Here is a 24,676-nt window from a genome sequence, read left to right as displayed (position 1 = left end):
CCCGCCAGCCTGCTACGAGAAGGTCGCGGCCAGCGCCTCCGCCAGCCCGGGCACCAGGCCCCCGCCGGTGAGGACCTCGGTCGAGGAGTCCTTCTCGCGAAGCCTTACGGCCGACTCGCGCGACCCGTCGCGCAGGACGGCCACGGTCAGCCGTACCTCCTGCCGCTCCGGGTGCCCGGCGACCCACTTCGCCAGCTGCTTGTCGCTGAGCCCCTCCGGTACGGAGGCCTCCGCGGATGGCGGCAGCATCAGCCGCTCCACCGTCAGCGCGCAGCCGACGACCGCGTCGGGCCAGGCGACGGTGCCCAGGAACTTGTCGAGGGCGGTACCGGCAGGCAGCTCGTCCTGCTCGATCGGGGTGAGGGAGGACTTGCCGGCGTCGTCCTGGTCGAGGCCGAGCTGGCCGGCGAGGCGCGGCTCCTGCTTGCGGAGCTTGGCGGTGTCGACGAGCGCGAACAGCCGCGCGGGCTGGTCCCAGCCGAGGCCGGCCGCGTACTCGTCGATTTCGAGGCAGGCACGCGTCAGCGGGCTGGCCGCCATGGGGGTGCCGCCGGGGGAAGGCGAAAGGTTGGACATGGACAACATCCTGCCTCCTTTCCACCGGATACCGGGAACTGACTAAAGCCTCAGTAAGTTGCATGAGTGGGCTCTACGATCGGGGCCCAGCTTTTGAAAATTTCCAGTATCACCAGACACAGCGACTTTCGAGGTGCGCACCTTGGCTTTCCAGATGCCGGACCGCGGCGGAGGCCCTTCGGGGCCACGGATGAGAGTCGGCCGCCCGTCCCGGCGAGCCCGCACTCTTCTGATGACCTTGGGGGTCCTGGCCGTCCTGGCCATGGCGTTCGTCATGTTCGCCGGCTTCTGGACGGACTGGCTCTGGTTCCGGTCGGTCAAATACTCCGTCGTCTTCACCACCACCCTGTGGACCAAGATCGGCCTCTTCGCCATCTTCGGCCTGCTGATGGCGGGTGCCGTCGGGTTCAACATCTGGCTGGCGTACCGACTGCGGCCGCCGCTCAGCGCGATGTCGATGGAGCAGCAGAGCCTCGACCGCTACCGGATGAGCGTCGCCCCGTACAAGAAGTGGCTGCTCCTGGGGATCGCCTCGCTCGTGGGCCTGATCGCGGGCGCCTCGGCGGCCGGCCAGTGGAAGACCTGGCTGATGTATGTGAACGGGGTGTCCTTCGGCACGAAGGATCCCCAGTTCAACATGGATGTGTCCTTCTACACCTTCGACCTGCCCTGGTACCGCTTCCTGCTCGGCTTCGGCTTCGCCGCGGCCGTGCTGTCCGTGATCGCCGCGGTCGTCGTGCACTACCTGTACGGCGGGCTGCGCGTGACCAGCCCCGGCGCCCGTGCCACCGCCGCGGCGACCGGGCACCTGTCGGTGCTGCTCGGCCTCTTCGTCACCTTCAAGGCCATCGCGTACTGGCTGGACCGGTACGGCCTCGCAGTGAAGTCCAGCGACTTCAAGGCCGCGGACAACTGGACGGGCCTGCGGTACGTCGACGCCAACGCGTACCTGCCGGCCAAGACGATCCTCGTCGCCATCGCCGCGATCTGCGCCGCGCTGTTCTTCGCGACGCTGTGGCGCCGTACCTGGCAGCTGCCGGTCATCGGCTTCGGCCTGATGGTGCTCTCGGCGATCCTCATCGGCGGGCTGTATCCGGCGATCGTGCAGAAGTTCCAGGTCCAGCCGAACGAGCAGGCCAAGGAATCCCCGTACGTCGAGAAGAACATCAAGGCGACGCGTGACGCGTACGGGATCGCGGGATCCGAGGTCAAGGACTACCCGGGCGTTCCGCAGACGCAGGACAAGACGAAGCTGAGGCAGGTGGCCGACACCACCGCCAGCGTCCGCCTCCTCGACCCGAACATCGTCTCCCCGGCCTTCCAGCAGCTCCAGCAGGTCAAGGGCTACTACGCCTTCCCGTCCACGCTCGCCGTGGACCGGTACAAGGGCCAGGACACGGTCATCGGCCTGCGCGAGCTGAACATCGGCGGCATCCCGAAGAACAACTGGATCAACGACCACTTCAAGTACACGCACGGCTATGGCGTGGTCGCTGCCAAGGGCACCACCGTCGGTGACCAGGGGGCGCCGGACTTCACCCAGTCCGACCTGCCCTCCAAGGGGATGTTCGGCACTGACTTCGAGCAGCGCGTCTACTACGGCGAGAAGACGAGGCAGTACTCGATCGTCGGCGGGCCGCAGAAGGAGCTCGACTACTCCGACGACAAGGGCGAGAAGGAGACGAGCTACAAGGGCGACTCCGGCGTCAATCTCGACAGCCCGATCAACCGGGCCGCCTACGCGCTCGCCTTCAGCGAGCCGCAGATCCTGTACTCGGGCGCCATCGGCGACGGCTCGCGGATCCTCTACAACCGCACGCCCAAGCAGCGCGTCGAGGCCGTCGCGCCGTGGCTGACCATCGACGGGGCCCCGTATCCGGCGGTGGTGGAAGGCCGGATCAAGTGGATCGTCGACGCGTACACGACGACGAACGGCTACCCGTACGCCTCGCGCACCACGCTGGGCCAGAGCACCGCGGACTCGCTGACCAACAGCCAGCGCGCGGTGGTGGCGCAGGAGAACCAGGTCAACTACATCCGCAACTCGGTGAAGGCGACCGTCGACGCGTACGACGGCACGGTCAACCTGTACCAGTGGGACACCAAGGACCCCGTCCTGAAGACCTGGATGAAGGCGTTCCCCGGCACGGTCAAGACCAAGAGTGAGATCCCCAAGGCGCTCATGGAGCACCTGCGCTACCCGCAGGACCTCTTCAAGGTCCAGCGCGAACTGCTGACCCGGTACCACGTCACGGACCCGCAGACCTTCCTCAGCGGCAGTGAGGCCTGGGCCGTCCCGGACGACCCGACGACCAAGGCCGGCACGGCGGTTCCGCCGTACTACCTGTCGATGAAGATGCCGGACCAGAAGGAGAAGGACCAGGTCTTCTCGCTCACGACGACGTTCACGCCGAACGAGCGGCCCAACCTGAGTGCCTTCATGGCGGTCAACGCCGATCCGGGCACCCCGGACTACGGCAAGATCAGCATCCTGAAACTCCCGACCAGCAAGCCGGTCGACGGACCGGGGCAGGTGCAGAGCAAGTTCCAGTCCGAACCGAAGATCGCTGAGTCGATCCGCCTGCTGCGCGGCGGCGACTCCGAGGTCGAGTACGGAAACCTGCTCGCGGTGCCGCTCGACGGCGGGATGCTCTATGTGGAGCCGGTGTACGTGCGCAGTTCCGGGCTGAAGTACCCGCTGCTGCGCAAGGTGCTGGTGACCTATGGCGGCCAGACGGCCTTCGAGGACACCCTGGAGAAGGCGTTGAACGTGGTGTTCGGGGCCGAGGCGCCGACCACGCCCGTGCCGCCGACCACCCAGCCGCCGGGCGAGGGCACCACCACGCCGCCGACCAGTCAGGACCCGACGGTCAAGGCGGCGCTCGCGGATGCCGCGAAGGCCGTCGAGGAGGCCGACAAGGCGCTGAAGGCCGGCGACTGGGCGGCATTCGGCAAGGCCCAGGACGAGATGAAGGCGGCGCTGAAGCGGGCGATCGACGCGGAGGCGAAGCTGACGGCTCCCAAGCCGGCCGGTTAATCGGTAAAGGCCCCCTCCCGCGTCGTGATACTGTGGTTTCACCGACGCGGGGTGGAGCAGCTCGGTAGCTCGCTGGGCTCATAACCCAGAGGTCGCAGGTTCAAATCCTGTCCCCGCTACTGAAGATGAAGGCCCGGATCCATGGGATCCGGGCCTTCGTCATGTCCGGGGCGGGCGCGTGTAGCTGGGACGGGTGAGTTCAGGCGGGAGCGTGTTTGACTTGTCTCCCTGTGGGCATGTCGACAAAACGCTGTAGTGACCTCACTGGCTGCGACATACCAGGTGTACGCGGGTAGCAGGTGATGCGACGATGGGATTTATGGGGGACAGGTCAACTCTGCTGGAGACAGGGCGGTTTGTGAGGGCGACGGCCGAATCGGGCACGGAAGCCAATGAGGCGGCTCAGGTCGTGAACGCGCAGACCGCACTGACCGATGCGGATTTCGCGGATGAAGCCTTCGTCGAGACCGACGCGGCGAGCGACGCCGAGCTGGAGGCGCGGCACCGGGTGGCCGCCGACAAGGGGGACCCGGGCGCCATGAGCGTGCTCGGCGCCCTGCTGCTGCGCCGTGGCGACCTGGCGGGGGCCGAGCCGTACCTGCGCGGGGCCACAGGGGAAGGGGACCGCGCCGCCGCGAACAACCTGGGCGTACTCCTGCACCAGCGCGGCTACCCCGACGAGGCGGCCGGCTGGTGGCGGGTCGCCGCCGTGGCCGGTTCCGCGCCGGCCGCGCACGCCCTGGGGCGCCACTACCGCGAGCGCGGTGACGAGCCCGCCGCCGAGTACTGGCTGCGCCAGGCGGCGGAATCCGGCCATGCGCTGGGCGCGTACGGGCTGGCCGACCTGCTGGAGCACCGCGGGGACAAGGGAGTGGAGCGGTGGTTCCGGGCTGCCGCGGAACAGGGCCACCGCGAGGCGGCGTACCGGCTGGCGCGACACCTGCGCAAGGGTGACCCGGCCGAGGCCGAGCAGTGGTACCGGCAGGCCGCCGCGCGCGGCCACCGGCGGGCGGCGCTGCACCTGGGCGCCCTGCTGGAGGCGCGCGGGGAGCTGAAGGAGGCGGGGCGCTGGTACCTGACCTCCGCCAAGCAGGGGGAGGCCCGGGCAGCGTGCGCGCTCGGCTTCCTGCTGCGCGACGCGGGGGACGAGGACAGCGCGGCCGCGTGGTGGCACCGGGCGGCGCAGGACGGCGACGGCAACGCCGCGAACGCGCTGGGCGCGCTGCATGCCGCGCGGGGCGAGACCCAGACGGCGGAGCGCTGGTACCGGGCCGCGATGGACGCGGGCGACCAGAACGGGGCGTACAACCTCGCCCTGCTGTGCGCAGCACAGGAGCGGACCGCGCAGGCCGAGCAGTGGTACCGGCGGGCCGCGTACGCGGGACACCGCGAGGCGGCCAACGCGCTGGCGATCCTGCTGCTCCAGGTCGGGGACGCGGCGGGTGCGGAGCCGTGGTTCTCGAAGGCGGCCGAGGCGGGGAGCGTGGACGCCGCGTTCAACCTCGGGATCCTGTTCGCCAGCCGGGACGAGGACCGCACCGCACTGAAGTGGTACGAGCGGGCGGCGTCGGCCGGGCACACGGACGCGGCGCTCCAGGTCGGCATCGCGCTGGTGCGGGACGGCGAGGAGCGGGCGGCCGAGCGGCACCTGCGGTGCGCGGCGGGCGGCGGCAGCGCGGAGGCGGCGTTCCGGCTGGCCTCGCTGCTGGAGTCGCTGGCCCCGCCGCCGGAGCCGGTGGCGCTGGGTGAGCCGGTGGGTGGCGCCGCGCGGACCGAGAGCGAGGAGTGGTACGAGCGGGCGGCGGAGCAGGGGCACCGCCGTGCGCAGGTACGGGTCGGGATGCTGGCCGCGGCCCGGGGTGACCTGGCGGTGGCGGCGCGGTGGTACCGGGAGGCGGCGGAGGCCGGATCCCGCAACGGCGCCTTCAACCTGGGGCTGCTGCTGGCGAGGGAGGGGAACGAGCCCGAGGCGGCGCTGTGGTGGACCCGGGCGGCGGTGGCCGGCCACGGCCGGGCGGCGCTGCGGCTGGGCCTGCTGGCCGCTCGTCACGGGGACCTGGCCGAGGGGCAGAAGTGGTGCGTGCGGGCCATGGAGTTGGGGCCGGCGGAGGTTTCGGAGCGGGCGGCGCGGCTCCGGGACGCGCTTGCGGAGGAACTCTCGGCTTGATCCCTGGCCGGGGGGTGGACGGGTGGGCCTGCGGGTGCCGCGCCGCTGCCGGGGGCCAGCCCCCGGAACCCCCGCGCCTCAAACGCCGGCGGGGCTGGGGTTGGCCGGCGGGGCTGGAGTTGTGCTGCGGGGCTGGGGTTGGTCGGCGGGGCGGCTACGCGGCCATGACCGGCGGGGCCGGGCTGGATGACGCCGAGGTGGTCGACGGCATCACCGCGCTGCTGCACCGTGGACTGGCCGGTTAACCGATTTGCATCTGCCGGGTGGCCTCACGTAAAGTCGTGTTTACCGACGCGGGGTGGAGCAGCTCGGTAGCTCGCTGGGCTCATAACCCAGAGGTCGCAGGTTCAAATCCTGTCCCCGCTACTGAATGACTCAGGGCCCGGATCCAATGGATCCGGGCCCTGAGTCGTTTCCGGTTGCCAAGACGCCGGGAGATCGAAAGCCGCCACACGTGAGAGGGCCCCCGGAGCCGCTGGCTCCGGGGGCCCTCTCCTTACATGTGGCGGCTAGGCGCCGACGCAGTTCGGGCAGACGCCGCGGTACGTCACCTCGACCCCCGAGACCGTGAAGCCGAAGCGCTCCGAGTCGGGGAGGTCGGCCAGCGGGTTGCCCGCCGGGTGGACGTCGCGGATCGCGCCGCACTGGGCGCAGACCAGGTGCTGGTGCGGGCGGTGCGCGTTCGGGTCGTAGCGCTTGGCGCGGCGGTCCGTGGACACCTCAAGGACTTCGCCGAGGGTCACGAGCTCGCCCAGTGTGTTGTAGACCGTCGCCCGGGAGATCTCCGGCAGCTTGGCCACAGCACGCGCATGCACCTCGTCGGCCGTCAGGTGCACGTGGTCACCGTCGAGCACCTCGGCCACGACACGCCGCTGTGCGGTCATGCGCCATCCGCGTCCGCGAAGTCGTTCCAGCAGGTCACTCATAGATGCCAGCCTAACAGCGAGACGATCCGGTGTAGATCCCGAACCAGTGTTGACTTGGATTCTTACTTGACTTAGACAAAGTCCATCGTAGGATCGGTCTCGGCAAACGCCAAGGACAGGACTTGCAGGGATGACGCAGGAGGCGCACGTGACGCAGGGACCGCTCACCACGGAGGCCGGAGCTCCGGTCGCCGACAACCAGAACAGCGAGACCGCTGGCGTTGGCGGGCCCGTTCTCGTCCAGGACCAGCTCCTCCTGGAGAAGCTCGCGCACTTCAACCGCGAGCGCATCCCGGAGCGCGTGGTGCACGCCCGCGGCGCCGGTGCGTACGGCACCTTCATGCTGACCCGGGACGTCTCGCAGTGGACCCGGGCGAAGTTCCTGTCCGAGGTCGGCAAGCAGACCGAAACGTTCCTGCGCTTCTCCACCGTCGCGGGCAACCTCGGTGCGGCCGACGCGGTGCGCGACCCCCGCGGCTGGGCGCTGAAGTTCTACACCGAAGAGGGCAACTACGACCTCGTCGGCAACAACACCCCGGTGTTCTTCATCAAGGACGCCATCAAGTTCCCGGACTTCATCCACACCCAGAAGCGCGACCCGTACTCGGGCTCGCAGGAAGCCGACAACGTGTGGGACTTCTGGGGCCTGAGCCCCGAGTCGACCCACCAGGTGACCTGGCTCTTCGGTGACCGCGGCATCCCGGCGTCCTACCGCCACATGAACGGCTACGGCTCGCACACGTTCCAGTGGAACAACGAGGCCGGCGAGGTCTTCTGGGTCAAGTACCACTTCAAGACCGACCAGGGCATCAAGACCCTCACCCAGGCCGAGGCCAACCTCCTCGCCGGTGAGGACCCGGACTCCCACCAGCGCGACCTGCGCGAGTCCATCGAGCGCGGCGAGTTCCCGAGCTGGACCGTGCAGGTCCAGATCATGCCGGCGGCCGAGGCGGCGGAGTACCGCTTCAACCCGTTCGACCTCACCAAGGTGTGGCCGCACGAGGACTACCCGCCGATCGAGATCGGCAAGCTGGAGCTCAACCGCAACCCGGAGAACATCTTCGCCGAGGTCGAGCAGTCGATCTTCTCCCCGGCGCACTTCGTCCCCGGCATCGGTCCGTCCCCGGACAAGATGCTCCAGGGCCGTCTCTTCGCGTACGGCGACGCCCACCGCTACCGCGTCGGCATCAACGCCGACCACCTGCCGGTGAACCGCCCGCACGCCACCGAGGCGCGCACCAACTCCCGTGACGGCTTCCTGTACGACGGCCGCCACAAGGGTGCGAAGAACTACGAGCCGAACAGCTTCGGCGGCCCGCACCAGACGGACCGTCCGCTGTGGCAGTCCACCTCGGTGACCGGCGGCACGGGCAACCACGCCGCGCCCATCCACCGCGAGGACAACGACTTCGTCCAGGCGGGCAACCTCTACCGCCTCATGTCGGACGACGAGAAGTCCCGTCTGATCGAGAACCTGGCCGGCTTCATCGCCAAGGTCTCCCGTGACGACATCGCCGAGCGCGCGATCAACAACTTCCGCCAGGCGGACGGCGACTTCGGCAAGCGGCTGGAAGCCGCGGTCCAGGCCCTTCGCGGCTGACCGGAGCGCTTGTCGTAGGAAGACGCCGGGCCGGTACCCCCTCGGGGTGCCGGCCCGGCGTCGTCTCATGCCGGTACGGCGCTGCGCCGGGCGGGCGCCCAGCAGCGGATGACGTCGCGGACGGACACGATGCCCACCGGGCCGCCGTGCTCCAGCACGATCAGATGCCGGAAACCGCCGTGGGCCATGGCCTCGGCGGCTTCCTGCACGGTGGCGTCAGGGGTGCAGAACACCACGTTGTTCGTGGTGTGCGCACCCACGGTCTCCCGGTCGGGATCGTGTCCCGCGCCGATCGAGTTCAGGATGTCGCGCTCGGTCAGGATGCCGATTCCGCTGTGTTCGGGGTCGAGGACGACGGCCGCGCCGACGCGCCGGCCGGACATCAGGCAGGCGGCCTGACGGAGGGTGTGTGCGGGTCCGAGGGTGAGGATCACGGTGCTCATGGCGTCGCGGACGAGCATGAAGAGAGCCACCTCCTGGGGTGAGTCCCCTGACTGCACTTAGAGAAGGACTTCACAAGCGCACAAGCAGGGGAGTCTCAGATTCCCACGGACACGGAGGGTCAACAAGAGGGCGCGCTCGGCACATAAGCACGCGAAGACCCCCTAGGAGCGCGGGGCCAGGTACCCCAGCATCTCCTCGTGCAGCGGCCCGTTCGAGGCCGCCGCGTTCCCGCCGTGCACGCCGTCCACCCCGTCCAGGCTGGTGAAGCGGCCTCCCGCCTCCTGGACCACGACCGCGATGGCCGCCATGTCCCACAGGTTCAGCTCCGGCTCGGCGCACAGGTCCAGCGAGCCCTCCGCGACCATCATGTACGGCCAGAAGTCGCCATAGCCCCGAGTACGCCAGCACTGCCGGGTCAGATCCAGGAACCCGGGGAGCCGGCCCTGCTCCTCCCAGCCGCTCAGCGAGGAGTACGCGAAGGAGGCGTCACCCAGGGTCGCGACCTTCGACACGCCGATCGGGGTGGCTTCGCCGAGCGCGCCACCCGCGTACGCGCCCCCGCCCTGCGCAGCCCACCAGCGGCGGCCGAGCGCCGGCGCGGAGACGACCCCGACCACGGGACGGAACACGCCGTCCGTGCCCTCCGCCATCAGGGAGATCAGCGTCGCCCAGACGGGGACCCCGCGCACGTAGTTCTTCGTACCGTCGATCGGGTCCACGACCCAACGGCGCGGGCCGTCGCCCTTGAGTCCGTACTCCTCGCCCAGGATCGCGTCCCCGGGCCGCGCGGCCTGGATCCCGGCCCGGATGATCTCCTCGGCCGCCTTGTCGGCCTCGCTCACCGGGGTCATGTCCGGCTTGGTCTCGACCTTCAGGTCAAGGGCGCGGAAGCGCTGCATCGTGGCGGCGTCCGCCGCGTCGGCGAGCTCAAGGGCGAGGCGGAGATCATCGTCATACTCGGGCATGGCCGAACAGTATCGAGACTCGGGCACCCCTGCGAACGAGGTCCACAGTGCGGCCGGGCAGGCGCCCTTGACAGGACCTGTCGGCCCGTCAACTCTGGCGAGGGGGCCACGCGGGGAGGCGAAGGGGAGGCGACGACGATGCCGGCAGCCCGGGAGTCCTTGCTGGAGGCGGCAGGAGCGGCGCTCTCGGCCCGCCCGTGGCCGGCGGTGCGCATGGTGGATGTCGCCGCGGCCGCCGGAGTGTCCCGGCAGACCCTCTACAACGAGTTCGGCGGCAAGGCGGGCCTGGGCCGGGCCCTGATCCGGCGGGAGGCCGACTGGTACCTCGCCGGGGTCGACCGGGCCCTCGGATCCCCGGCCGGGAGCACGGTCCGGCTGGCGGCGGTCGCCGAGTGGACCGTACGGGCGGCCCGCGCGCGTCCCCTCGTACGGGCGCTGCTGACGGGGTGTTGGGACGTGCGCCTACCCGTCCCGCCGCGTCGGACGGCCGGCCCGGGGGGCGGCCTCTCCGGGCCCGGTGAGCTGGCCCGCGCGGTGCGCGACCGGGCGGCGGCCGCGCTCGGCCCCGGCGACGGCCCGGCGGACGGCTGCGAACTCGTCGTACGGCTGGCCCTGTCGTACGTGATCGTCCCCGGGGAAGAGCCCGGACTCGGCGAGCTGCTCGGCCTGCTCAGTGCGCCGAACCGGACAGCTGGAGGCCGATGACCCCGAGGATCACCAGCGAGATCGAGATGAGCTTGAGGGTGGACACCAGATCGCCGAGGAAGATCATGCCGTAGATGGCGGTGCCGGCGGCCCCGATCCCCGTCCACACCGCGTACGCCGGACCCACGTCCAGCTTCTTGAGGGCCAGCGTCAGCAGGCCGAAGCTGCCGAGTGCGAAGCAGGCGAAGGCGACCGTCGGCCACATCCGGGTGAACCCGTGGGACAGCTTGAGGCACACCGCGAAACCGGTCTCCAGGATTCCCGCGACGACGACGAGCAGCCACGCCATGTCGAATGCCTCCCCGTGTCATGTGACACGGTTCCGGCCGGAGTCTGGGCCTGAGCCTGCGCGCCACGTGGTGCGCCTATCCATTTATCCAGACGGGCCGGCTGGCAAACCCTGCCACACCCCACCGGGCGATCAGTCGCCTTCGCGGCGCTCCCGCGTCTCCAGCAGCCGCCGCAGCGAATACAGCCGCGCCGGGTCCGCGTGGCCGTCCTCCACCCACTTGTCGAGCGCGCAGTCCGGCTCGTCGTGGCTGCACGCGCGCGGGCACTCCTCCGTACCCGGTACGAGGTCCGGGAAGGCGAGGATCACCCGGGAGGGGTCCACGTGGTGCAGGCCGAAGGAGCGCACGCCCGGGGTGTCGATGACCCAGCCGTCACCCGAGGGCAGTGGAAGGGCGAGCGCCGAGGTGGTGGTGTGCCGGCCGCGGCCGGTCACCGCGTTGACATGGCCGGTGGCGCGCTGGCGGCCCTCGGCGACCAGGGAGTTCACCAGAGTGGTCTTACCGACGCCGGAGTGCCCGACGAAGGCGGTGATCCGGCCGTTGAGGCGCTCGCGCACCCGCTCGGCCGCGTCGCCCGTCGCCAGCTCCTCCCGGTTGGTGACCACGTAGTTCACGCCCAGCGTCGAGTAGATCTCCAGGATCTTGTCGGCGGAGGTGAGATCGGACTTGGTGAGCACCAGCAACGGCTCCAGCCCGGCGTCGTACGCGGCCACCAGGCAGCGGTCGATCATGCGGGGGCGCGGCTCCGGATCGGCGAGCGCCGTCACGATGGCCAGCTGGTCGGCGTTGGCGACGACCACGCGCTCGTACGGGTCGTCGTCGTCGGCGGTGCGGCGCAGCACGGACTTGCGCTCCTCGATCCGCACGATCCGGGCGAGGGTGTCCTTCTTGCCGGTCAGGTCGCCCACGATCCAGACCCGGTCGCCGACCACCGCCGCCTTGCGGCCCAGCTCGCGCGCCTTCATGGCGTGCACCGTGCGGTTCTCGACCAGGCAGGTCAGCCGGCCGCGGTCGACGGTCAGGACGAAGCCCTCGGCCGCGTCCTCGTGCTTGGGCCGGATGCTGGTCCGCGGCCGGTTGCCCTTGGGGTTGGGCCGCTGGCGGATGTCGTCCTCGTCGGTGTGCTTGCCGTATCTGCGCATGCCGGGGCCCCTACGCTCCCGCTCCCGGTGACGCTTGGCCGAGCATGTCGGCCCACATCTTGGGGAAGTCCGGCAGGGTCTTCGCGGTGGTCCCCACGTTCTCGATCCGTACGCCCTCCACGGCCAGGCCGATCACCGCGCCCGCGGTGGCCATCCGGTGGTCGTCGTACGTGTGGAACACGCCGCCGTGCAGCGGGCGCGGGCGGATGTGCAGGCCGTCGGCGGTCTCGGTGACGTCGCCGCCGAGCTCGTTGATCTCCTTGGTCAGCGCGGCCAGCCGGTCCGTCTCGTGCATCCGCAGGTGCTGGACGCCGCGCAGGACCGACTCCGAGTCGGCCAGCGCCGCGACCGCCGCGATGCCCGGGGTCAGCTCGCCGACCTCGCCGAGGTCCACGTCGATGCCGTGGATCTTCCCGGTGCCGGTGAAGACCAGGCCGGCGTCGGTCAGCTCGCAGGAGCCGCCCATCTCGGTGAAGATCCGGCGCAGCGCGTCACCGGGCTGCGTGGTGCGGCGCGGCCAGTCCGGGATGGTGACCGTGCCGCCGGTGATCAGGGCCGCGGCCAGGAAGGGCTGGGCGTTCGACAGGTCCGGCTCCACGACCATGTCGCGGCCGAGGAGCGCGCCGGGCGCGACCCGCCACACGTTCTTCTCGCCGCCGGCCTCGGGGGTGTCGACCTGGGCGCCCGCCGCGCGCAGCATCTCCACCGTCATCCGGATGTGCGGCATCGACGGCAGGTTGGTGCCCACGTGCCGGACCTCGACGCCCTGGTTGAAGCGCGGGGCGGAGAGCAGCAGCGCGGAGACGAACTGCGAGGAGTTGGTGGCGTCGATCTCGACCGTGCCGCCCTCCAGGGCCCCGCCGCCGTGGACGGTCATGGGCAGCGCGCCCCGGCTGTCGTCGTCGATCCGGGCGCCGAGGGTGCGCAGGGCGTTGATGACCTGGCCGAGGGGGCGCTCGTAGGAGCGCGGGTCGCCGTCGAAGCGGATGTCGCCGGAGGCGAGGGTCGCGACGGGCGGCAGGAAGCGCATGACCGTGCCCGCGTTGCCGACGTCGACGGTGGCCGGGCCGTGCAGGGCGGCGGGGATGATCCGCCAGGCCTCGCCGCTCTCCCCGTCGCCGGCCGAGCTGGAGGAGACCGTCTCCTCGATGCCGACGCCGATCGCGCGCAGCGCGTCCGACATCAGCTGGGAGTCGCGGGAGCGCAGCGGGCGGCGGACCCAGCCCGGCTCGGCGGCCAGGGCGGCCAGCACCAGGGCGCGGTTGGTGACCGATTTGGACCCGGGCACGGTGACGGTGGCGTGGACGGCCCCGTCCGCGGTTGGAGCGGGCCAGAGGGTGTGGAGCGCGGGGGTCTCGGTCATGGCCCCCACTTTAGTGGCTCCGCCTGGACCCAGATCTTGATCGCGTTCCCGTCTCAGAGGCCGAGAAGCCAGCGTCCGCCGCCGATCAGGGAGCACAGCGCGACGGCGTGGAAGAGGAACAGCCAGACGATCGGGTGCACATGGGTGAGCCGGCCCAGCTGGTCCGCGTCGGAATCCGGTGCTCCGCCGTGCCGCCGCTTGGCCTGGAGTTCGAAGACCGGCCGGACGCCGCCCAGCAGCAGGAACCACACCACCGAGTACGCGAACACCGCCTGCACCTCGGCCGGAGTGGTCCACGACACCAGAACAAACGTTCCGCCGGTCAGTACGACCGTCAGCAGCCCGTACGCGTTCCGGATCATCACCAGCATCGCCACCAGCAGGGCGGTCGCAGCCCAGAGCAGCAGTGTGATCCGGTGGGCCGACAGCAGCGCGGCCCCGCCGAGCCCGAGCAGCGAGGGGGCCGTGTACCCGGCGGCCGCGGTCAGGATCATCCCCGGTCCGGTCGGCTTGCCGCTGCTGACGGTCACCCCGCTGGTGTCCGAGTGCAGCCGGATTCCGTCGAGCCGCCGTCCGGTCAGCAGGGCCAGCAGCCCGTGGCCGCCCTCGTGCGCGATGGTCACCGCGTTGCGGGACAGCCGCCACAGCGGGCGGGGCCCGACGGCCGCCAGCGCGGCCACACCCGTCACGATCACCAGCCACACCTCGGGCGGGGTCTGTATGCCGGTGAGCCGGTCCCACAGGCCGGCCGTCGTGGTGCTGTCCATAGAGTGGCGGACTCCTTGCGGTGCTAGTCGGGTGACATGGCAGTGTGACAGTCATGTGCGGAAGGTATGCAGCGAGCCGGAGCCCCGAGGATCTGGTCCGGCTCTTCGGTGTCGAGAAGTGGGAGCCCGAGGAGACCCTGGCCCCCGACTTCAACGTGGCGCCGACGAAAGAGGTCCGCGTCGTCCTCGACCGTCCCGTGAAAGACGCGCCCGACCGGCGTCCGGTTCGACAGCTGCGCCTGCTGAAGTGGGGACTCGTGCCGTCCTGGGCCAAGAGCCCCGAGGGCGCCGCCCGGATGATCAACGCCCGGTCCGAGACCCTCGCCGAGAAGCCGTCCTTCCGCCGCCCCTTCGCGCAGCGCCGCTGCATCATCCCCGCCGACGGCTACTACGAGTGGGTCACCGCCCACGACGAACGGCAGCTGGAGGTCGAGGGCAAGAAGAAGCGGGCCCGCAAGCAGCCCTACTTCGTGCTCCCCGCCGACGGCTCCGTCTTCGCCATGGCCGGGATCTACGAGTTCTGGCGCGACCGGACCCTGCCCGACGAGCACCCGCTCGCCTGGTGGGTCACCTGCTCGGTGATCACCACCGAGGCCGAGACCACGCCGCTGGGCGTGGCACCCGCCGAGGGGCCGCGCTCGCTGTCCGACATCCACCCGCGGATGCCGCTCATGCTGACCCCGGACAAGTGGGACGCCTGGCTGGACCCCGCCCGGACCGATGCCGAGGAGGTGCGGGACCTGCTGGCGGCCCCGCCGGGCGGCCTGATGCGCGCCTACCCGGTGTCCACCGCGGTGAGCAACGTACGCAACAACGGGCCGGAACTGCTGGACGAGCTGGCCGCGCCGGAAGAGTGCACGCTCTTCTGACCCGTGCAGGATGGAGGCCATGAGCCCCACGCGTACCGAGAGCGTCGACACCCCGGCGGGCGAGGCCCGCATCACCTGGCACACCGCCCGCGAGGCCAGGCTCGTTCTCGCCCTGAGCCACGGAGCCGGGGGCGGGATCGAGGCCCGGGACCTCCAGGCGCTGGCCGCCGCCCTGCCCGCCCGCGGGATCACCGTGGCGCTGGTGGAACAGCCCTGGCGGGTGGCGGGCAAGAAGGTCGCCGCCGCACCGAAGGTGCTGGACGAGGGCTGGCGGGCACTGTGGCCGGCGCTGGCGAAGCCCGGGCTGCCCGTGGTGGCGGGCGGGCGCAGCGCCGGGGCCCGGGTGGCCTGCCGGACCGCCGCCGAGCTGGGCGCGGCCGGGGTGCTGGCGCTGTCCTTCCCGCTGCACCCGCCGGGCAGGCCCGAGAAGAGCCGCGCCGAGGAACTGCTGGGCGCCGGCCGGCCCGCCCTGGTGCTGCAGGGCGGCCGGGATCCGTTCGGACGCCCCGAGGAGTTCCCGCCGCCGGGCGCGGAGCATCCGTACGAGCTGGTGGAGGTGCCCTACGGGGACCACGGCTTCGCGGTGCCCAAGAAGGCCGGCCTGACCCAGGAGGAGGCCCTCGCGGTGATCACGGATACGGCGGGGGAGTGGCTGGAGCGGCTTGAGGTGTGAGGTGTGAGATGTGCGGCGTGAGGTGTGCCGCGTAAGGGTGAGGCGTGGGAGCTTCAGGAGTGCTTGAGCCCCGGTCCGGGCTCGCTCCGGGTCCGGCCTCGGTCCGGTACGGGGCCTCGCCCGGGCGCCTCGCCGCCGGTGCGACCTGACATAGTGCGGGGTGATCCGCCTCACCCCCGCCGGGCAGACCCGCCGGGAATGGTGAAAACCCGTGCCACGCCCGGGAATGCGCCGCCCTGCGCTTCTGTTGACCCGGATGTCGGTACGAACGGGAAATCGTCGGAGGAGAGGGAGCGCATGACCCAGGTCATCAGCCAGAACCGTCTGCAGGCCGCTGACCTGGACTGGACGGTTCTGCCCGCGCCCAAGCGCAGCCCGCTTCAGGCGGCGGGGGGCCGGGATGGTCGACTATTCTCCGATTCGAGCGGGTCCGCTTTCGGAGTCGCCACGCAGTCGGAGGAGGTGGGTCCTGTCGCTGGGACCGACGAAGGCCACGCGGAGGAGACGACCCCGGAGCGCAACGCGCGCTTCGAGAGGGACGCCCTCGGCTACCTCGACCAGATGTACTCGGCCGCGCTGCGCATGACGCGCAATCCGGCCGACGCCGAGGACCTGGTCCAGGAGACGTATGCGAAGGCATACGCGTCCTTCCACCAGTTCCGCGAGGGCACCAACCTGAAGGCGTGGCTGTACCGCATCCTCACCAATACCTTCATCAACTCCTACCGCAAGAAGCAGCGCGAGCCGCAGCGCAGCGCCGCGGAGGAGATCGAGGACTGGCAGCTGGCACGCGCCGAATCGCACATGTCGACCGGTTTGCGTTCCGCCGAATCGCAGGCGCTCGACCACCTGCCCGATTCGGATGTGAAGGAAGCGCTTCAGGCCATTCCGGAGGAGTTCCGCATCGCGGTCTATCTTGCCGACGTAGAGGGCTTTGCGTACAAGGAGATCGCGGACATCATGGGTACACCCATCGGTACAGTCATGTCGCGACTGCACCGTGGCCGCCGTCAACTCCGCGGAATGCTGGAGGACTATGCCCGTGAGCGCGGGCTCGTCCCCGCCGGCGCGGGAGAGTCGAACGACCGGAAAGGCTCGGGCTCATGAGCTGCGGAGAGCCGCACGAGACGGAGTGCTCTGAGGTCCTGGACCACCTTTATGAGTTCCTCGACCACGAGATGCCGGACAGCGACTGCACGAAGTTCGAGACGCACTTCGGCGAGTGCAATCCCTGTCTTGAGAAGTACGGCCTGGAACAGGCCGTGAAGAAGCTGGTGAAGCGCTGCTGCGGGTCGGACGACGTACCGACCGATCTGCGGTCCAAGGTGATGGGGCGGATCGAACTGATCCGGTCGGGACAGGCCGTGCCCGATCACGACATCACGGATATCGCCGCGGGTCCCGCCACCAGTTGATCAACAGGCAGATCTGAACAGCCGCCCCCGGAAGGGCACTTCGTTCACTCGAAGGTGCTAATCCGGGGGCGTCTGCATGGGCCAATGTGCAAATGTGGCCCACTTCTCCATGGCCCCCAATTACTCTCCCCATTCGGTACTGGTTTGAATCGGTACCTGGCTTGCACGGCACCGGGGGAGGAGAGCGCCATGCGGGAACTTCCGCCGGGGGCGCGCGGCTACATCCTGTGCGCCGTCATTGCCGCATGCGCGTGTACCGCCCCCGCCCTCGCGCATCCCGGGACCCCCTGGCTGGTCGTTTTTCTGCTCGCCGTGCTCTACCTCGGCTGCGAGCTGGTCAAGGCCTGCCCGCTGCTGGGCAGCCGGGTGCCCGAGGGCATCGGCTCCTTCTTCCCCGTGCTGCTGGCCGCCGTCTTCCTGCTGCCGCCCGCCGCCGCCGCGCTCGTGGCGGTGGCCGGGGGGCTCGCCGGGACGGTGGTCCAGCGGCCCGCGTGGGTGCGGCGGGTGTGGCACGCGGCGCAGCAGGCGATGGCCGCCTGGGCGGCGGGGCAGGTGTACGGACTGCTGCGCGGCCCGGCCGCGCTGGGTGGCCGTTCCCCGGCCGGGACCGGGGCGCCGGATCCCTCGGCCTGGGTCGCCGACTTCCCGTACGTGATGTTCCCCGCGGCGGTCGCCGCCGTCGCCTTCTGCCTGGTGCTCACCGCGCTCGACGGGGGCATCCTGGTGACCGCCGAACGCCGGCCCGCCGGCACCGCCTGGCGCGGACTGCTGACCCGGTCCCTCGTCCCGCACTGCGTGCACGGCCTCGCCGGGCTGATGATGGCCGTCATGTGGCGCAGCCCGTACGGGCCGCCGGCCGCGCTGCTCGTGCTGCTGCCGATGTACATCTCCTGCTGGGTCTTCGCCCAGTACCACCGTGAGCGCGCCGCCCATCAGGCCACCATCCGCGCCCTCGTCCAGGCCGTCGACATCAAGGACCGCTACACCCGCGGGCACAGCGAGCGGGTCGGCCAGGCCTCCGCGATGATCGCCCGCGAGCTGGGCATGCCGGAGGACCGGCTGGAAGTCGTCCGCATCGCCGGGATCCTGCATGACGTCGGGAAGCTCGGCGTCCCGACCCGGCTGCTCCGCAAGGACGGGCCGCTCACCCCCGAGGAGCGGCGGATCATCGAACTGCACCCCGAGTACGGGCACGAGATGGTGCGCGGCATCGGCTTCCTCGGGGAGGCCCGGTCCGCGATCCTGCACCACCACGAGCGGGTCGACGGCACCGGCTATCCGTACGGGCTGACCGGGGAGCAGATTCCGGTGCTGGCCCGGGTGGTGGCGGTGGCGGACGCGTTCGACGCGATGACCTCGACCCGCTCGTACAGCCGGGCCCGGCCGGTGCCGACCGCTCTGGCCGAGCTGGAACGGTGTGCGGGGGCGCACTTCGACCCGGTGATGGTGCACGCGCTGGTGGACGCCATCGGGCGGCAGGGCTGGCACCCGGTGGTGACCTCGGACGACGACGTCCAGGTCATCCCCGCCGGTGCCGTTGCCGGCGGCGCAGGGGCGGACACGGTCCGGGCGGTCCCCGCCGGTGCGGTTGCCCTGCCGGGCGGGACACCCGGGCCGGCGCTGCCCGCCCTCCCGTCCCAGGGCCGGGAGACGGGCGCGGCCCGGCGGGCGGCACCCGTATCCGCGCCGTCCGGGCACGCCGGGCGGGCCGCAGCGGTATCTCCGCCGTCCGGGCACGCCGGAGGGGTCGGGCCGGTGCCCTCGGCGTCCAGCCAGGACGGGCAGGGCGGGGCAGCGGCGCCGGGTAACGGCGGGGACGCGGCGGGTGGCCTGGGGTCTTCGGGCCGGGCCGGGGGCGAAGGGGACGGGGCGGGGCCGCCGGATGGGCGGATGGGTGCGCGGCCCCGTGGCGCCGGTCGCGGTGCGGACAGCGCGTGAGGCGCTCGGCCGTATGGGGAGTGCGGGGGGCCGCCGGGGTGCTTGCCCTGGCGGGGCTGGGGCACACCCTGTGGAACGGGGTCGTCGAGGCGGGTGTCGCGCTGGCCTTCGGCATGCTGATCACCATCGGGGGCCTGGCCCGGCGCGATGACCTCAATGACCTCCACGACCGCCGGCCGGCGCCGCTGGGCTCCGCCGGGGCCCTCGCGTACGCCCTGCTCGGCCCGAACGCCGGGCACCCCACGCACCACGGGGTCCTCCAGATCGTGGCCGTCGTCGTCGCGGCCGCCCTCGTCGGGATCGTCCCGCACATCGCCCGCGGCCGCGGCCCCGCCCTCGACCATGTGGCGCGCCGGGTGCTGACCGTCGGCTTCGCGGCCGTCTGCTTCCAGCCGCTCTACAACTCCGGGCGGCTGGAGGGCTGGGTCGGGCAGGGCCCGTACCTCGCCGTCTTCCCGCTCCTCCTGCTCGGCCTCACCGCCCTGTGCGACGCCGTGCTCGCCGCCGCGCTGGCCGGAGCCCGCACGGGCTGGCCGTACGGGCCCCTGCTGCGCGACGAGCTGCGCGCCCAGCTCGGCATCGGCTTCGCGATCTGCGCCACCGGCGTGGTCATGGCGCTCGGCGTCGCCGTCGCGGGACTCTGGGCCCTGCCCGTGTTCAGCGTGCCCCTGCTGCTCACCCAGATGTCCTTCCACCGGATCGCCGCGATCCGCACCACCTACCGCCAGACCATCACCTCGCTCGCCCGGGCCACCGAGATCGCCGGATACACCCGGCCCGGCCACTCCCGCCGGGTAGCCGCCCTGAGCTGCGCCGTCGGCCGGGACCTGGGCCTGTCGGAGCGGGAGCTCGCGGTACTGGAGTACGCCGCCCTGATGCACGACATCGGCCAGCTCTCCCTCATCGACCCGGTCCCGGCCGGAGCCACCGCCGAGCTGCCCGAGGCCGAGGCCCGCCGGATCGCCGAGCTCGGCGGGGAGGTGGCCCGGCAGACCGGGGTTCCGGCGGAGGTCGCGGTCGTCGTCGAGCGCCAGGCCGACCCGTACCGGCAGCAGCCCGTCGCCGCACGCATCGTGCGCGCGGTCAACGCGTACGACGACCTGGTGGGCGGGACCCGTCACCCGGGCGGCTCACTGGCCGCCCTGGAACAGCTCCGCCTGGGCACCGGGCACGACTACCAGCCGGCGGTCGTGGAGTCTTTGGCGAGGGTTCTGGCCAGGGGCGGACACGGCAGAGTCGTTCCGGCCCCACCTGGGTAACCCATGGGTAATGAGCGGCCGTCCGAGTGGGCATGGTTGGATGCCAGTGAGAGTGTCAGAGTGTCCGTAAGGGTGTCCGCAAGGCTGCACCGTTGGACCGGCAGGCGGGAATCGTGAGGATCTTCGGGAAGGTACGGCATCGGCCCTCCGCCTCGTGGCGGCAGGCCACCGACCGCGCGTTCACGCTGATCGGCGACGGGCGGTACGAGGACGCGGGCGCGCTCCTGACCAGAGCGGCGGACCTGGAGCCCTGGCTGTCCGAGTCCTGGTTCAACCTGGCCCTGCTCCACAAGTTCCGGCACGACTGGGAGCAGGCGCGGGCCGCCGGGCTGCGCGCGGTGGCCCTGCTGGACCGCGAGACCGGCGCCCCGGACTGGTGGAACGTCGGGATCGCCGCGACCGCGCTCCAGGACTGGCCGCTGGCCCATCGCGCCTGGCAGGCCTACGGGCTGAAGGTGCCGGGAGACCCCCAGAGCGGGGCCGGCGGAAACGGCGAGCCGGTCGGCATGGAGCTCGGCAGCGCCGCCGTGCGGCTGTCGCCCGAGGGCGAGGCCGAGGTGGTGTGGGGCCGGCGGCTGGACCCGGCCCGTATGGAGGTCCTGTCGATCCCGCTGCCCTCGTCCGGGCGGCGCTGGGGCGAGGTCGTCCTGCACGACGGGGTCCCGCACGGCGAGCGGGTCACCGCGGCCGGGCCCTCGTACCCCGTCTTCGACGAGATCGAGCTGTGGGCGCCGTCGCCGGTGCCGACCTGGGTGGTGCTCCTGGAGGCGGCCACCGAGGCGGACCGCAACGCGCTGGAGCAGCTGGCTTCGGATGCCGGGTTCGCCGCCGAGGACTGGTCCTCGTCGGTGCGGCTGCTGTGCCGGACCTGCTCGGAGAGCGCGATGCCGAGCGACGAGGGCGACGGGGAGCACCTGGACCCCCACGACCACAGCGAACCGGGGCATCCCGGGCCGCTGGGCCACCGTACGACCGGTTCCGGATCCCTGTGGGTGCCCGAACGGGAGTGCGGGATCGCCGCCCCGGCAGGACTGGTGCGCGGGCTGCTGGACGGCTGGGTCGCGGACAGCCCGGACAGCCGTGAGTGGCGCGATCTCGAAGAAGTCTGCTGAACCGGGGCCGTAGGCTGTACGGGCACATCGGTGGCCATTGGTGACCACCGGTGACCGGTACTTACGGAAGGCATACGGCGGACATGGCGCAGCAGGAGAACGAGGTTGTCGAGATCGTGAACGACGGGTACGTCGTGGACACGGAGGACTGTGCCGAGCGCGAGCTCGCCCACCGTGAGCGCGGCACCGCCCGCCCGATCACCGTCGTCGGCAACCCGGTGCTGCACCGGGAGTGCAAGGACGTCACCGAGTTCGGTGACGAGCTGGCACAGCTGATCGACGACATGTTCGCCAGCCAGAAGGCCGCCGAGGGCGTGGGGTTGGCCGCGAACCAGATCGGCGTGGACGCCAAGGTCTTCGTCTACGACTGCCCGGACGACGACGGTGTGCGCCACACCGGTGTCGTCGTCAACCCGAAGCTGGTGGAGCTGCCGGCCGACTCGCGCGTGCTCGACGACTCGAACGAGGGCTGCCTGTCGGTCCCGACGGCGTACGCCTCGCTGGCCCGCCCCGACTACGCCGAGGTGACCGGCCAGGACGCGCAGGGCAACCCGATCAAGGTGCGGGGCACCGGTTTCTTCGCGCGCTGCCTCCAGCACGAGACGGACCACCTGTACGGCTACCTGTACATCGACCGCCTCTCCAAGCGCGAGCGCAAGGACGCCCTGCGCCAGATGGAAGAGGGCACCCCGCGCTACGAGACCGTCCCGAACGCCTGAGCGAGTGGTGACTAGGCGGCGGCCTGTGGGCCCCGGAACGCACGCCTGAAGGAGTTCGGCGTTGTCCCCAGGGTCCGCAGGAAGTGGCGGCGCAGGACCGCCGCGGTGCCGAAGCCGGTGCGGCCCGCGATCGCGTCGACCGTATCGTCCGTGGCCTCCAGCAGCTCCTGCGCCAGGAGCACCCGTTGCCGCAGGACCCACTGGTACGGCGTGGTCCCGGTCTCCTGGAGGAAGCGGCGGGCGAAGGTGCGCGGTGACATGTGCGCGCGCTCCGCGAGCTGCTCGACGCTGATCTCCTCCTCCAGGTGGCGGGCCATCCACCCGATCACCTCGCCCACCGTGTCGCACGCCGTGCGCGGCAGCGGCCGCTGGATGAACTGGGCCTGACCGCCGTCCCGGTGGGGCGGTACGACCATCCGCCGGGCGATGGTGTTGGCCACCTCGGCGCCGTGTTCCTGGCGGACGATGTGCAGGCAGGCGTCGATGCCCGAAGCCGTGCCCGCGGAGGTGATCACCGGGCCTTCGTCCACGTAGAGCACGTCGGGGTCGACGGCGGCCCGCGGGAACCGGCGCGCCAGGGCCGGGGCGTGCATCCAGTGCGTGGTGCAGCGCCGGCCGTCGAGCAGCCCGGCCGCCCCGAGCACGAAGGCCCCGCTGCACACGCTGAGCACCCGCGCGCCCCGGTCCACGGCCCGCCGCAGCGCGTCGAGGAACGGCTCAGGGTACTCCCGTACGGGCGCCTGCCGGTCGGCGGGCAGGCAGATCAGGTCCGCCTCCTCCAGTCGCTCCAGGCCGTGCGCGGGTGCGATGGCGAAGCCGACGTCGGCCATGGTCAGCGTGCCTTCCTCGGCCGCGCACACGGCGAAGTCGTACACCGGCAGCCCCTGCGCGCTGCGGTCGAGCCCGAAGACCTCGCAGAAGATCCCGAACTCGAAGGGCGCCACTCCGTCGACGAGGGCCACGGCCACGTTCTTCAGCATGACGTCAGTGTGGCAGTAATTAGTCTCTTCATGACAGTCCTGCCACTGTCCGGTTTTCCTCGCTCCGCCGAGAGTGGACCCATGAACACGTTCCTGGACTTCACCGTCGTCTTCCTCATCGCCGCCCTGCTGCTGGCCCCGTCCCTGTGGGGCGTCGTCCGCGACCGCCGGATCGACCGGGAGCTCCGCGCGCCGACCGCCCGCTTCACCGGCCAGGCGCGGGGGCCGGCGACGGCAGGCCCGGTCGGCCGACGACCGCTCCCTGTGGCAGCTGCCGCAGGCCCCGCGCTGTGCGGTGTTCGCGAATCGCTGTGAGCGTGCGCCTGGCGATGAGCGCCAGCATCCGGGCGTACGCGAGGTTGCTGGTGTCGTCGTAGCGGGTCTCGGTTTCCGGGGCGGCCGAGGGGTGGGCTCGGTGGTGAGTGCCGAGGTGATGTCGAGTTCATCGACGCCCTGTACGCGACACGGCACACCCTCGACGGGGCCGCCAACACGCTCTGCCTGCACGGCGCGACACCGGTCGCCCGCCAGACCGTGCTCCTGAGCGACAGCGCCCCCTCTCGCCTACGGGCGGGGGGCGCCTTCGTGCGTCCGGGCTCAGGCCTTCTCACCAAGGGCAGCCCGCAGCCAGTCAAGTGGGCCTTGCCCCAGCAATTCGTCCGCCAGACGCTGCCCCGTCTCTGTCGTGAGCCGCGCCCGGCTGTTGTCGATCCACCGCTGGGCGTTCTCGTAGCCCTGAGCCTTGTACTCGATGCCTTGCAGCATGCACTCCAGCTTGTCAGCGTCGCGCGCGCAGATCGCCTCGGGCGAGTCTTTGGCCTCGTACTCGGCAACCAGATCCCGGATCGCTGACGCGAGCACTTCGGGCATGCCTGTTGTCTGGTCGGCTGTCACAGCCACCGGATCCGCACTGTCCGCGTACTTCTTTCCGAGATGGTTCACGTCCCCGGTGCGGGTCTCCTGGGTGTCGTGCCAGACGGCGAGGAAGGCCGCCCTTGCCGGGTCGGCGCCTTCCAGCTTCGCAATGATCGACGCAATCAGGGACGTTCGCCAGGAGTGTTCGGCAACGCTCTCCGGGTTGTTGACGCCAGCCATCCACCAGCCCGTGCGGCGCGTGTTTTTGAGCGTGCCAGCTTCGAAGAGGAAGCGGGCCACCGCGGACAGGTCGTCAGCCACTATGTCTCTCCTTCACGCCTCGGCGAGGCGGATCGCGTACCGGATGCCTTCCAGCTCTCGACGCGCGCGGGTCGAGGGCTCAGTGCTATCCAACAGCACGGGTAGCCGGTCTCGCAGTGCGCGCCCTGTGGTGGAAGTCGCACGCAGGAGAGTGGGGCGCGCGGCAAACAGGGCCCAGAGGGTGTGGATGTTCAGGTCGAAGAAGCCTTGGTGGGGTGCGAGGCCGTTGACGAGGTGCTGGAGCAGCTTGTGTCCGTGCCAGGCGCCGGTGCTGGGTGTGGCGATGAAGTCGTCCGAGAGCTGGAGGTGTGTGTTCTCGCCGATCCAGTACGCCCAGTAGTTCAGGTTGGCTGCCTCGCCTGCGTCGTCGTCCAGTGTGGTGGAGATGAAGTGCCGCATGCGGTCCCGGTCGCCTTGGCGGGCGGCGACGGCGGCGACGGACCGGGCGTTGAGCCACTGGGTGAGCCAGTCTCCTGGCCGCTCCGGGCGCTGCTGCTGCGCGAGCCATTCGGAGGTGTCTGGGGCATCGTCGTAGCCAGTCATCCCGAGGCCT

The 24,676-nt window shown here is 71.1% G+C and carries 22 protein-coding genes, 2 tRNA genes and 2 pseudogenes; 15 read left to right on the top strand and 11 right to left on the bottom strand.

The genetic code is table 11. The annotated features are described in order from the left end of the window. Positions 1–12 precede the first annotated feature (12 nt). Complete coding sequence (locus tag J7I97_RS15280) at positions 13–585, bottom strand: PPA1309 family protein (RefSeq protein ID WP_214935113.1); 573 nt, start codon at positions 583–585, stop codon at positions 13–15. 145 nt (positions 586–730) lie between these two features. Here J7I97_RS15280 and J7I97_RS15275 point away from each other — a divergent pair, with 145 nt between their 5' ends. The 4 genes from J7I97_RS15275 (at position 731) to J7I97_RS15260 (ending at position 6,146) form a co-directional block, all read left to right on the top strand. Continuing rightward, entirely contained in the window at positions 731–3,613 is a 2,883-nt protein-coding gene (locus J7I97_RS15275) for a UPF0182 family protein (RefSeq protein WP_251049326.1), read from the top strand. A 45-nt stretch (positions 3,614–3,658) separates the two neighbouring features. Next, positions 3,659–3,732 (top strand) — tRNA-Met (locus J7I97_RS15270). Between the two features lie 191 nt (positions 3,733–3,923). Next, positions 3,924–5,780, top strand: coding sequence for a tetratricopeptide repeat protein (locus J7I97_RS15265; protein ID WP_214935109.1), 1,857 nt, complete (start codon positions 3,924–3,926; stop codon positions 5,778–5,780). A gap of 292 nt (positions 5,781–6,072) precedes the next feature. Beyond that, positions 6,073–6,146: transfer RNA gene (locus tag J7I97_RS15260), tRNA-Met, on the top strand. A 143-nt stretch (positions 6,147–6,289) separates the two neighbouring features. Here J7I97_RS15260 and J7I97_RS15255 read toward each other — a convergent pair. Next, positions 6,290–6,706: a Fur family transcriptional regulator gene (locus tag J7I97_RS15255; RefSeq protein ID WP_214935108.1), complete on the bottom strand. Its 417-nt coding sequence runs from the start codon at positions 6,704–6,706 to the stop codon at positions 6,290–6,292. A 130-nt stretch (positions 6,707–6,836) separates the two neighbouring features. Between J7I97_RS15255 and J7I97_RS15250 the strand changes: the two genes are divergently transcribed. Next, positions 6,837–8,306 (top strand): catalase, encoded by a 1,470-nt coding sequence (locus J7I97_RS15250; RefSeq protein ID WP_214935106.1) that lies wholly within the window; start codon positions 6,837–6,839, stop codon positions 8,304–8,306. Between the two features lie 65 nt (positions 8,307–8,371). Here the strand turns inward: J7I97_RS15250 and J7I97_RS15245 are convergent, their stop codons facing one another. Together J7I97_RS15245 and hisN are read right to left on the bottom strand one after the other, a co-directional pair. Continuing rightward, a complete protein-coding gene (locus J7I97_RS15245) occupies positions 8,372–8,767 on the bottom strand; it encodes a cyclic nucleotide-binding/CBS domain-containing protein (RefSeq protein ID WP_214935103.1) in 396 nt (131 codons plus the stop codon). Positions 8,768–8,911: 144 nt separating this feature from the next. Beyond that, positions 8,912–9,715 (bottom strand): histidinol-phosphatase, encoded by an 804-nt coding sequence (gene hisN / locus J7I97_RS15240; RefSeq protein WP_214935101.1) that lies wholly within the window; start codon positions 9,713–9,715, stop codon positions 8,912–8,914. A gap of 138 nt (positions 9,716–9,853) precedes the next feature. Here hisN and J7I97_RS15235 point away from each other — a divergent pair, with 138 nt between their 5' ends. Next, positions 9,854–10,420: a TetR/AcrR family transcriptional regulator gene (locus J7I97_RS15235; RefSeq protein ID WP_214935099.1), complete on the top strand. Its 567-nt coding sequence runs from the start codon at positions 9,854–9,856 to the stop codon at positions 10,418–10,420. On the opposite strand, the gene J7I97_RS15230 is transcribed toward J7I97_RS15235, so the two are convergent. From J7I97_RS15230 to J7I97_RS15215, 4 genes are all read right to left on the bottom strand, one after another. Beyond that, positions 10,386–10,709, bottom strand: a complete 324-nt coding sequence (locus tag J7I97_RS15230; RefSeq protein WP_214935097.1) for a multidrug efflux SMR transporter — start codon at positions 10,707–10,709, stop codon at positions 10,386–10,388. The genes J7I97_RS15235 and J7I97_RS15230 overlap by 35 nt on opposite strands. A gap of 132 nt (positions 10,710–10,841) precedes the next feature. After that, a complete protein-coding gene (rsgA, locus tag J7I97_RS15225; RefSeq protein WP_214935095.1) occupies positions 10,842–11,852 on the bottom strand; it encodes a ribosome small subunit-dependent GTPase A in 1,011 nt (336 codons plus the stop codon). Positions 11,853–11,862: 10 nt separating this feature from the next. After that, positions 11,863–13,215, bottom strand: a complete 1,353-nt coding sequence (gene aroA, locus J7I97_RS15220; RefSeq protein WP_214935092.1) for a 3-phosphoshikimate 1-carboxyvinyltransferase — start codon at positions 13,213–13,215, stop codon at positions 11,863–11,865. Positions 13,216–13,268: 53 nt separating this feature from the next. Then, positions 13,269–13,982, bottom strand: coding sequence for a M50 family metallopeptidase (locus J7I97_RS15215; RefSeq protein ID WP_214935090.1), 714 nt, complete (start codon positions 13,980–13,982; stop codon positions 13,269–13,271). A gap of 53 nt (positions 13,983–14,035) precedes the next feature. On the opposite strand from J7I97_RS15215, the gene J7I97_RS15210 reads away from it, so the two are divergent. From J7I97_RS15210 to def, 8 genes and pseudogenes are all read left to right on the top strand, one after another. Further along, positions 14,036–14,851, top strand: coding sequence for an SOS response-associated peptidase (locus tag J7I97_RS15210; RefSeq protein ID WP_214935088.1), 816 nt, complete (start codon positions 14,036–14,038; stop codon positions 14,849–14,851). Between the two features lie 19 nt (positions 14,852–14,870). Continuing rightward, complete coding sequence (locus tag J7I97_RS15205) at positions 14,871–15,524, top strand: alpha/beta family hydrolase (protein ID WP_214935086.1); 654 nt, start codon at positions 14,871–14,873, stop codon at positions 15,522–15,524. A gap of 462 nt (positions 15,525–15,986) precedes the next feature. Further along, entirely contained in the window at positions 15,987–16,631 is a 645-nt protein-coding gene (locus J7I97_RS15200) for a sigma-70 family RNA polymerase sigma factor (protein WP_030709911.1), read from the top strand. Further along, a complete protein-coding gene (gene rsrA / locus J7I97_RS15195) occupies positions 16,628–16,939 on the top strand; it encodes a mycothiol system anti-sigma-R factor (protein WP_214935084.1) in 312 nt (103 codons plus the stop codon). The genes J7I97_RS15200 and rsrA overlap by 4 nt, the downstream gene beginning before the upstream one ends. A gap of 189 nt (positions 16,940–17,128) precedes the next feature. Then, positions 17,129–18,568 (top strand): annotated as a pseudogene (locus tag J7I97_RS15190) (HD-GYP domain-containing protein); the annotation flags it as partial. Between the two features lie 347 nt (positions 18,569–18,915). Next, positions 18,916–20,136, top strand: a complete 1,221-nt coding sequence (locus tag J7I97_RS15185) for an HD domain-containing protein (protein WP_308369165.1) — start codon at positions 18,916–18,918, stop codon at positions 20,134–20,136. Positions 20,137–20,249: 113 nt separating this feature from the next. After that, positions 20,250–21,248 carry a hypothetical protein gene (locus tag J7I97_RS15180; protein WP_214935082.1) on the top strand — a complete coding sequence of 333 codons (999 nt, stop codon included), beginning with the start codon at positions 20,250–20,252 and terminating at the stop codon, positions 21,246–21,248. Positions 21,249–21,331: 83 nt separating this feature from the next. Continuing rightward, the gene (gene def, locus J7I97_RS15175; protein WP_214935080.1) at positions 21,332–21,967 is read left to right on the top strand and encodes a peptide deformylase; all 636 of its coding nucleotides are present in this window, start codon (positions 21,332–21,334) and stop codon (positions 21,965–21,967) included. An 11-nt stretch (positions 21,968–21,978) separates the two neighbouring features. Here the strand turns inward: def and J7I97_RS15170 are convergent, their stop codons facing one another. Continuing rightward, the gene (locus J7I97_RS15170) at positions 21,979–22,947 is read right to left on the bottom strand and encodes a helix-turn-helix domain-containing protein (RefSeq protein WP_214935078.1); all 969 of its coding nucleotides are present in this window, start codon (positions 22,945–22,947) and stop codon (positions 21,979–21,981) included. Between the two features lie 81 nt (positions 22,948–23,028). Between J7I97_RS15170 and J7I97_RS15165 the strand changes: the two genes are divergently transcribed. After that, the gene (locus tag J7I97_RS15165; protein WP_214935075.1) at positions 23,029–23,262 is read left to right on the top strand and encodes a hypothetical protein; all 234 of its coding nucleotides are present in this window, start codon (positions 23,029–23,031) and stop codon (positions 23,260–23,262) included. Positions 23,263–23,544: 282 nt separating this feature from the next. On the opposite strand, the gene J7I97_RS15160 is transcribed toward J7I97_RS15165, so the two are convergent. Together J7I97_RS15160 and J7I97_RS15155 are read right to left on the bottom strand one after the other, a co-directional pair. Continuing rightward, positions 23,545–24,123 (bottom strand): HD domain-containing protein, encoded by a 579-nt coding sequence (locus J7I97_RS15160; RefSeq protein ID WP_214935073.1) that lies wholly within the window; start codon positions 24,121–24,123, stop codon positions 23,545–23,547. Positions 24,124–24,135: 12 nt separating this feature from the next. Next, positions 24,136–24,676: pseudogene (locus tag J7I97_RS15155) on the bottom strand (transcriptional regulator); the annotation flags it as partial.

The organism is Streptomyces sp. ISL-87, from assembly GCF_018614095.1.
Taxonomy (GTDB): Bacteria; Actinomycetota; Actinomycetes; order Streptomycetales; family Streptomycetaceae; genus Streptomyces.
The sequence above is the reverse complement of the archived record's forward strand: the minus strand, read 5'-3'. Positions and strand labels throughout refer to the sequence as shown.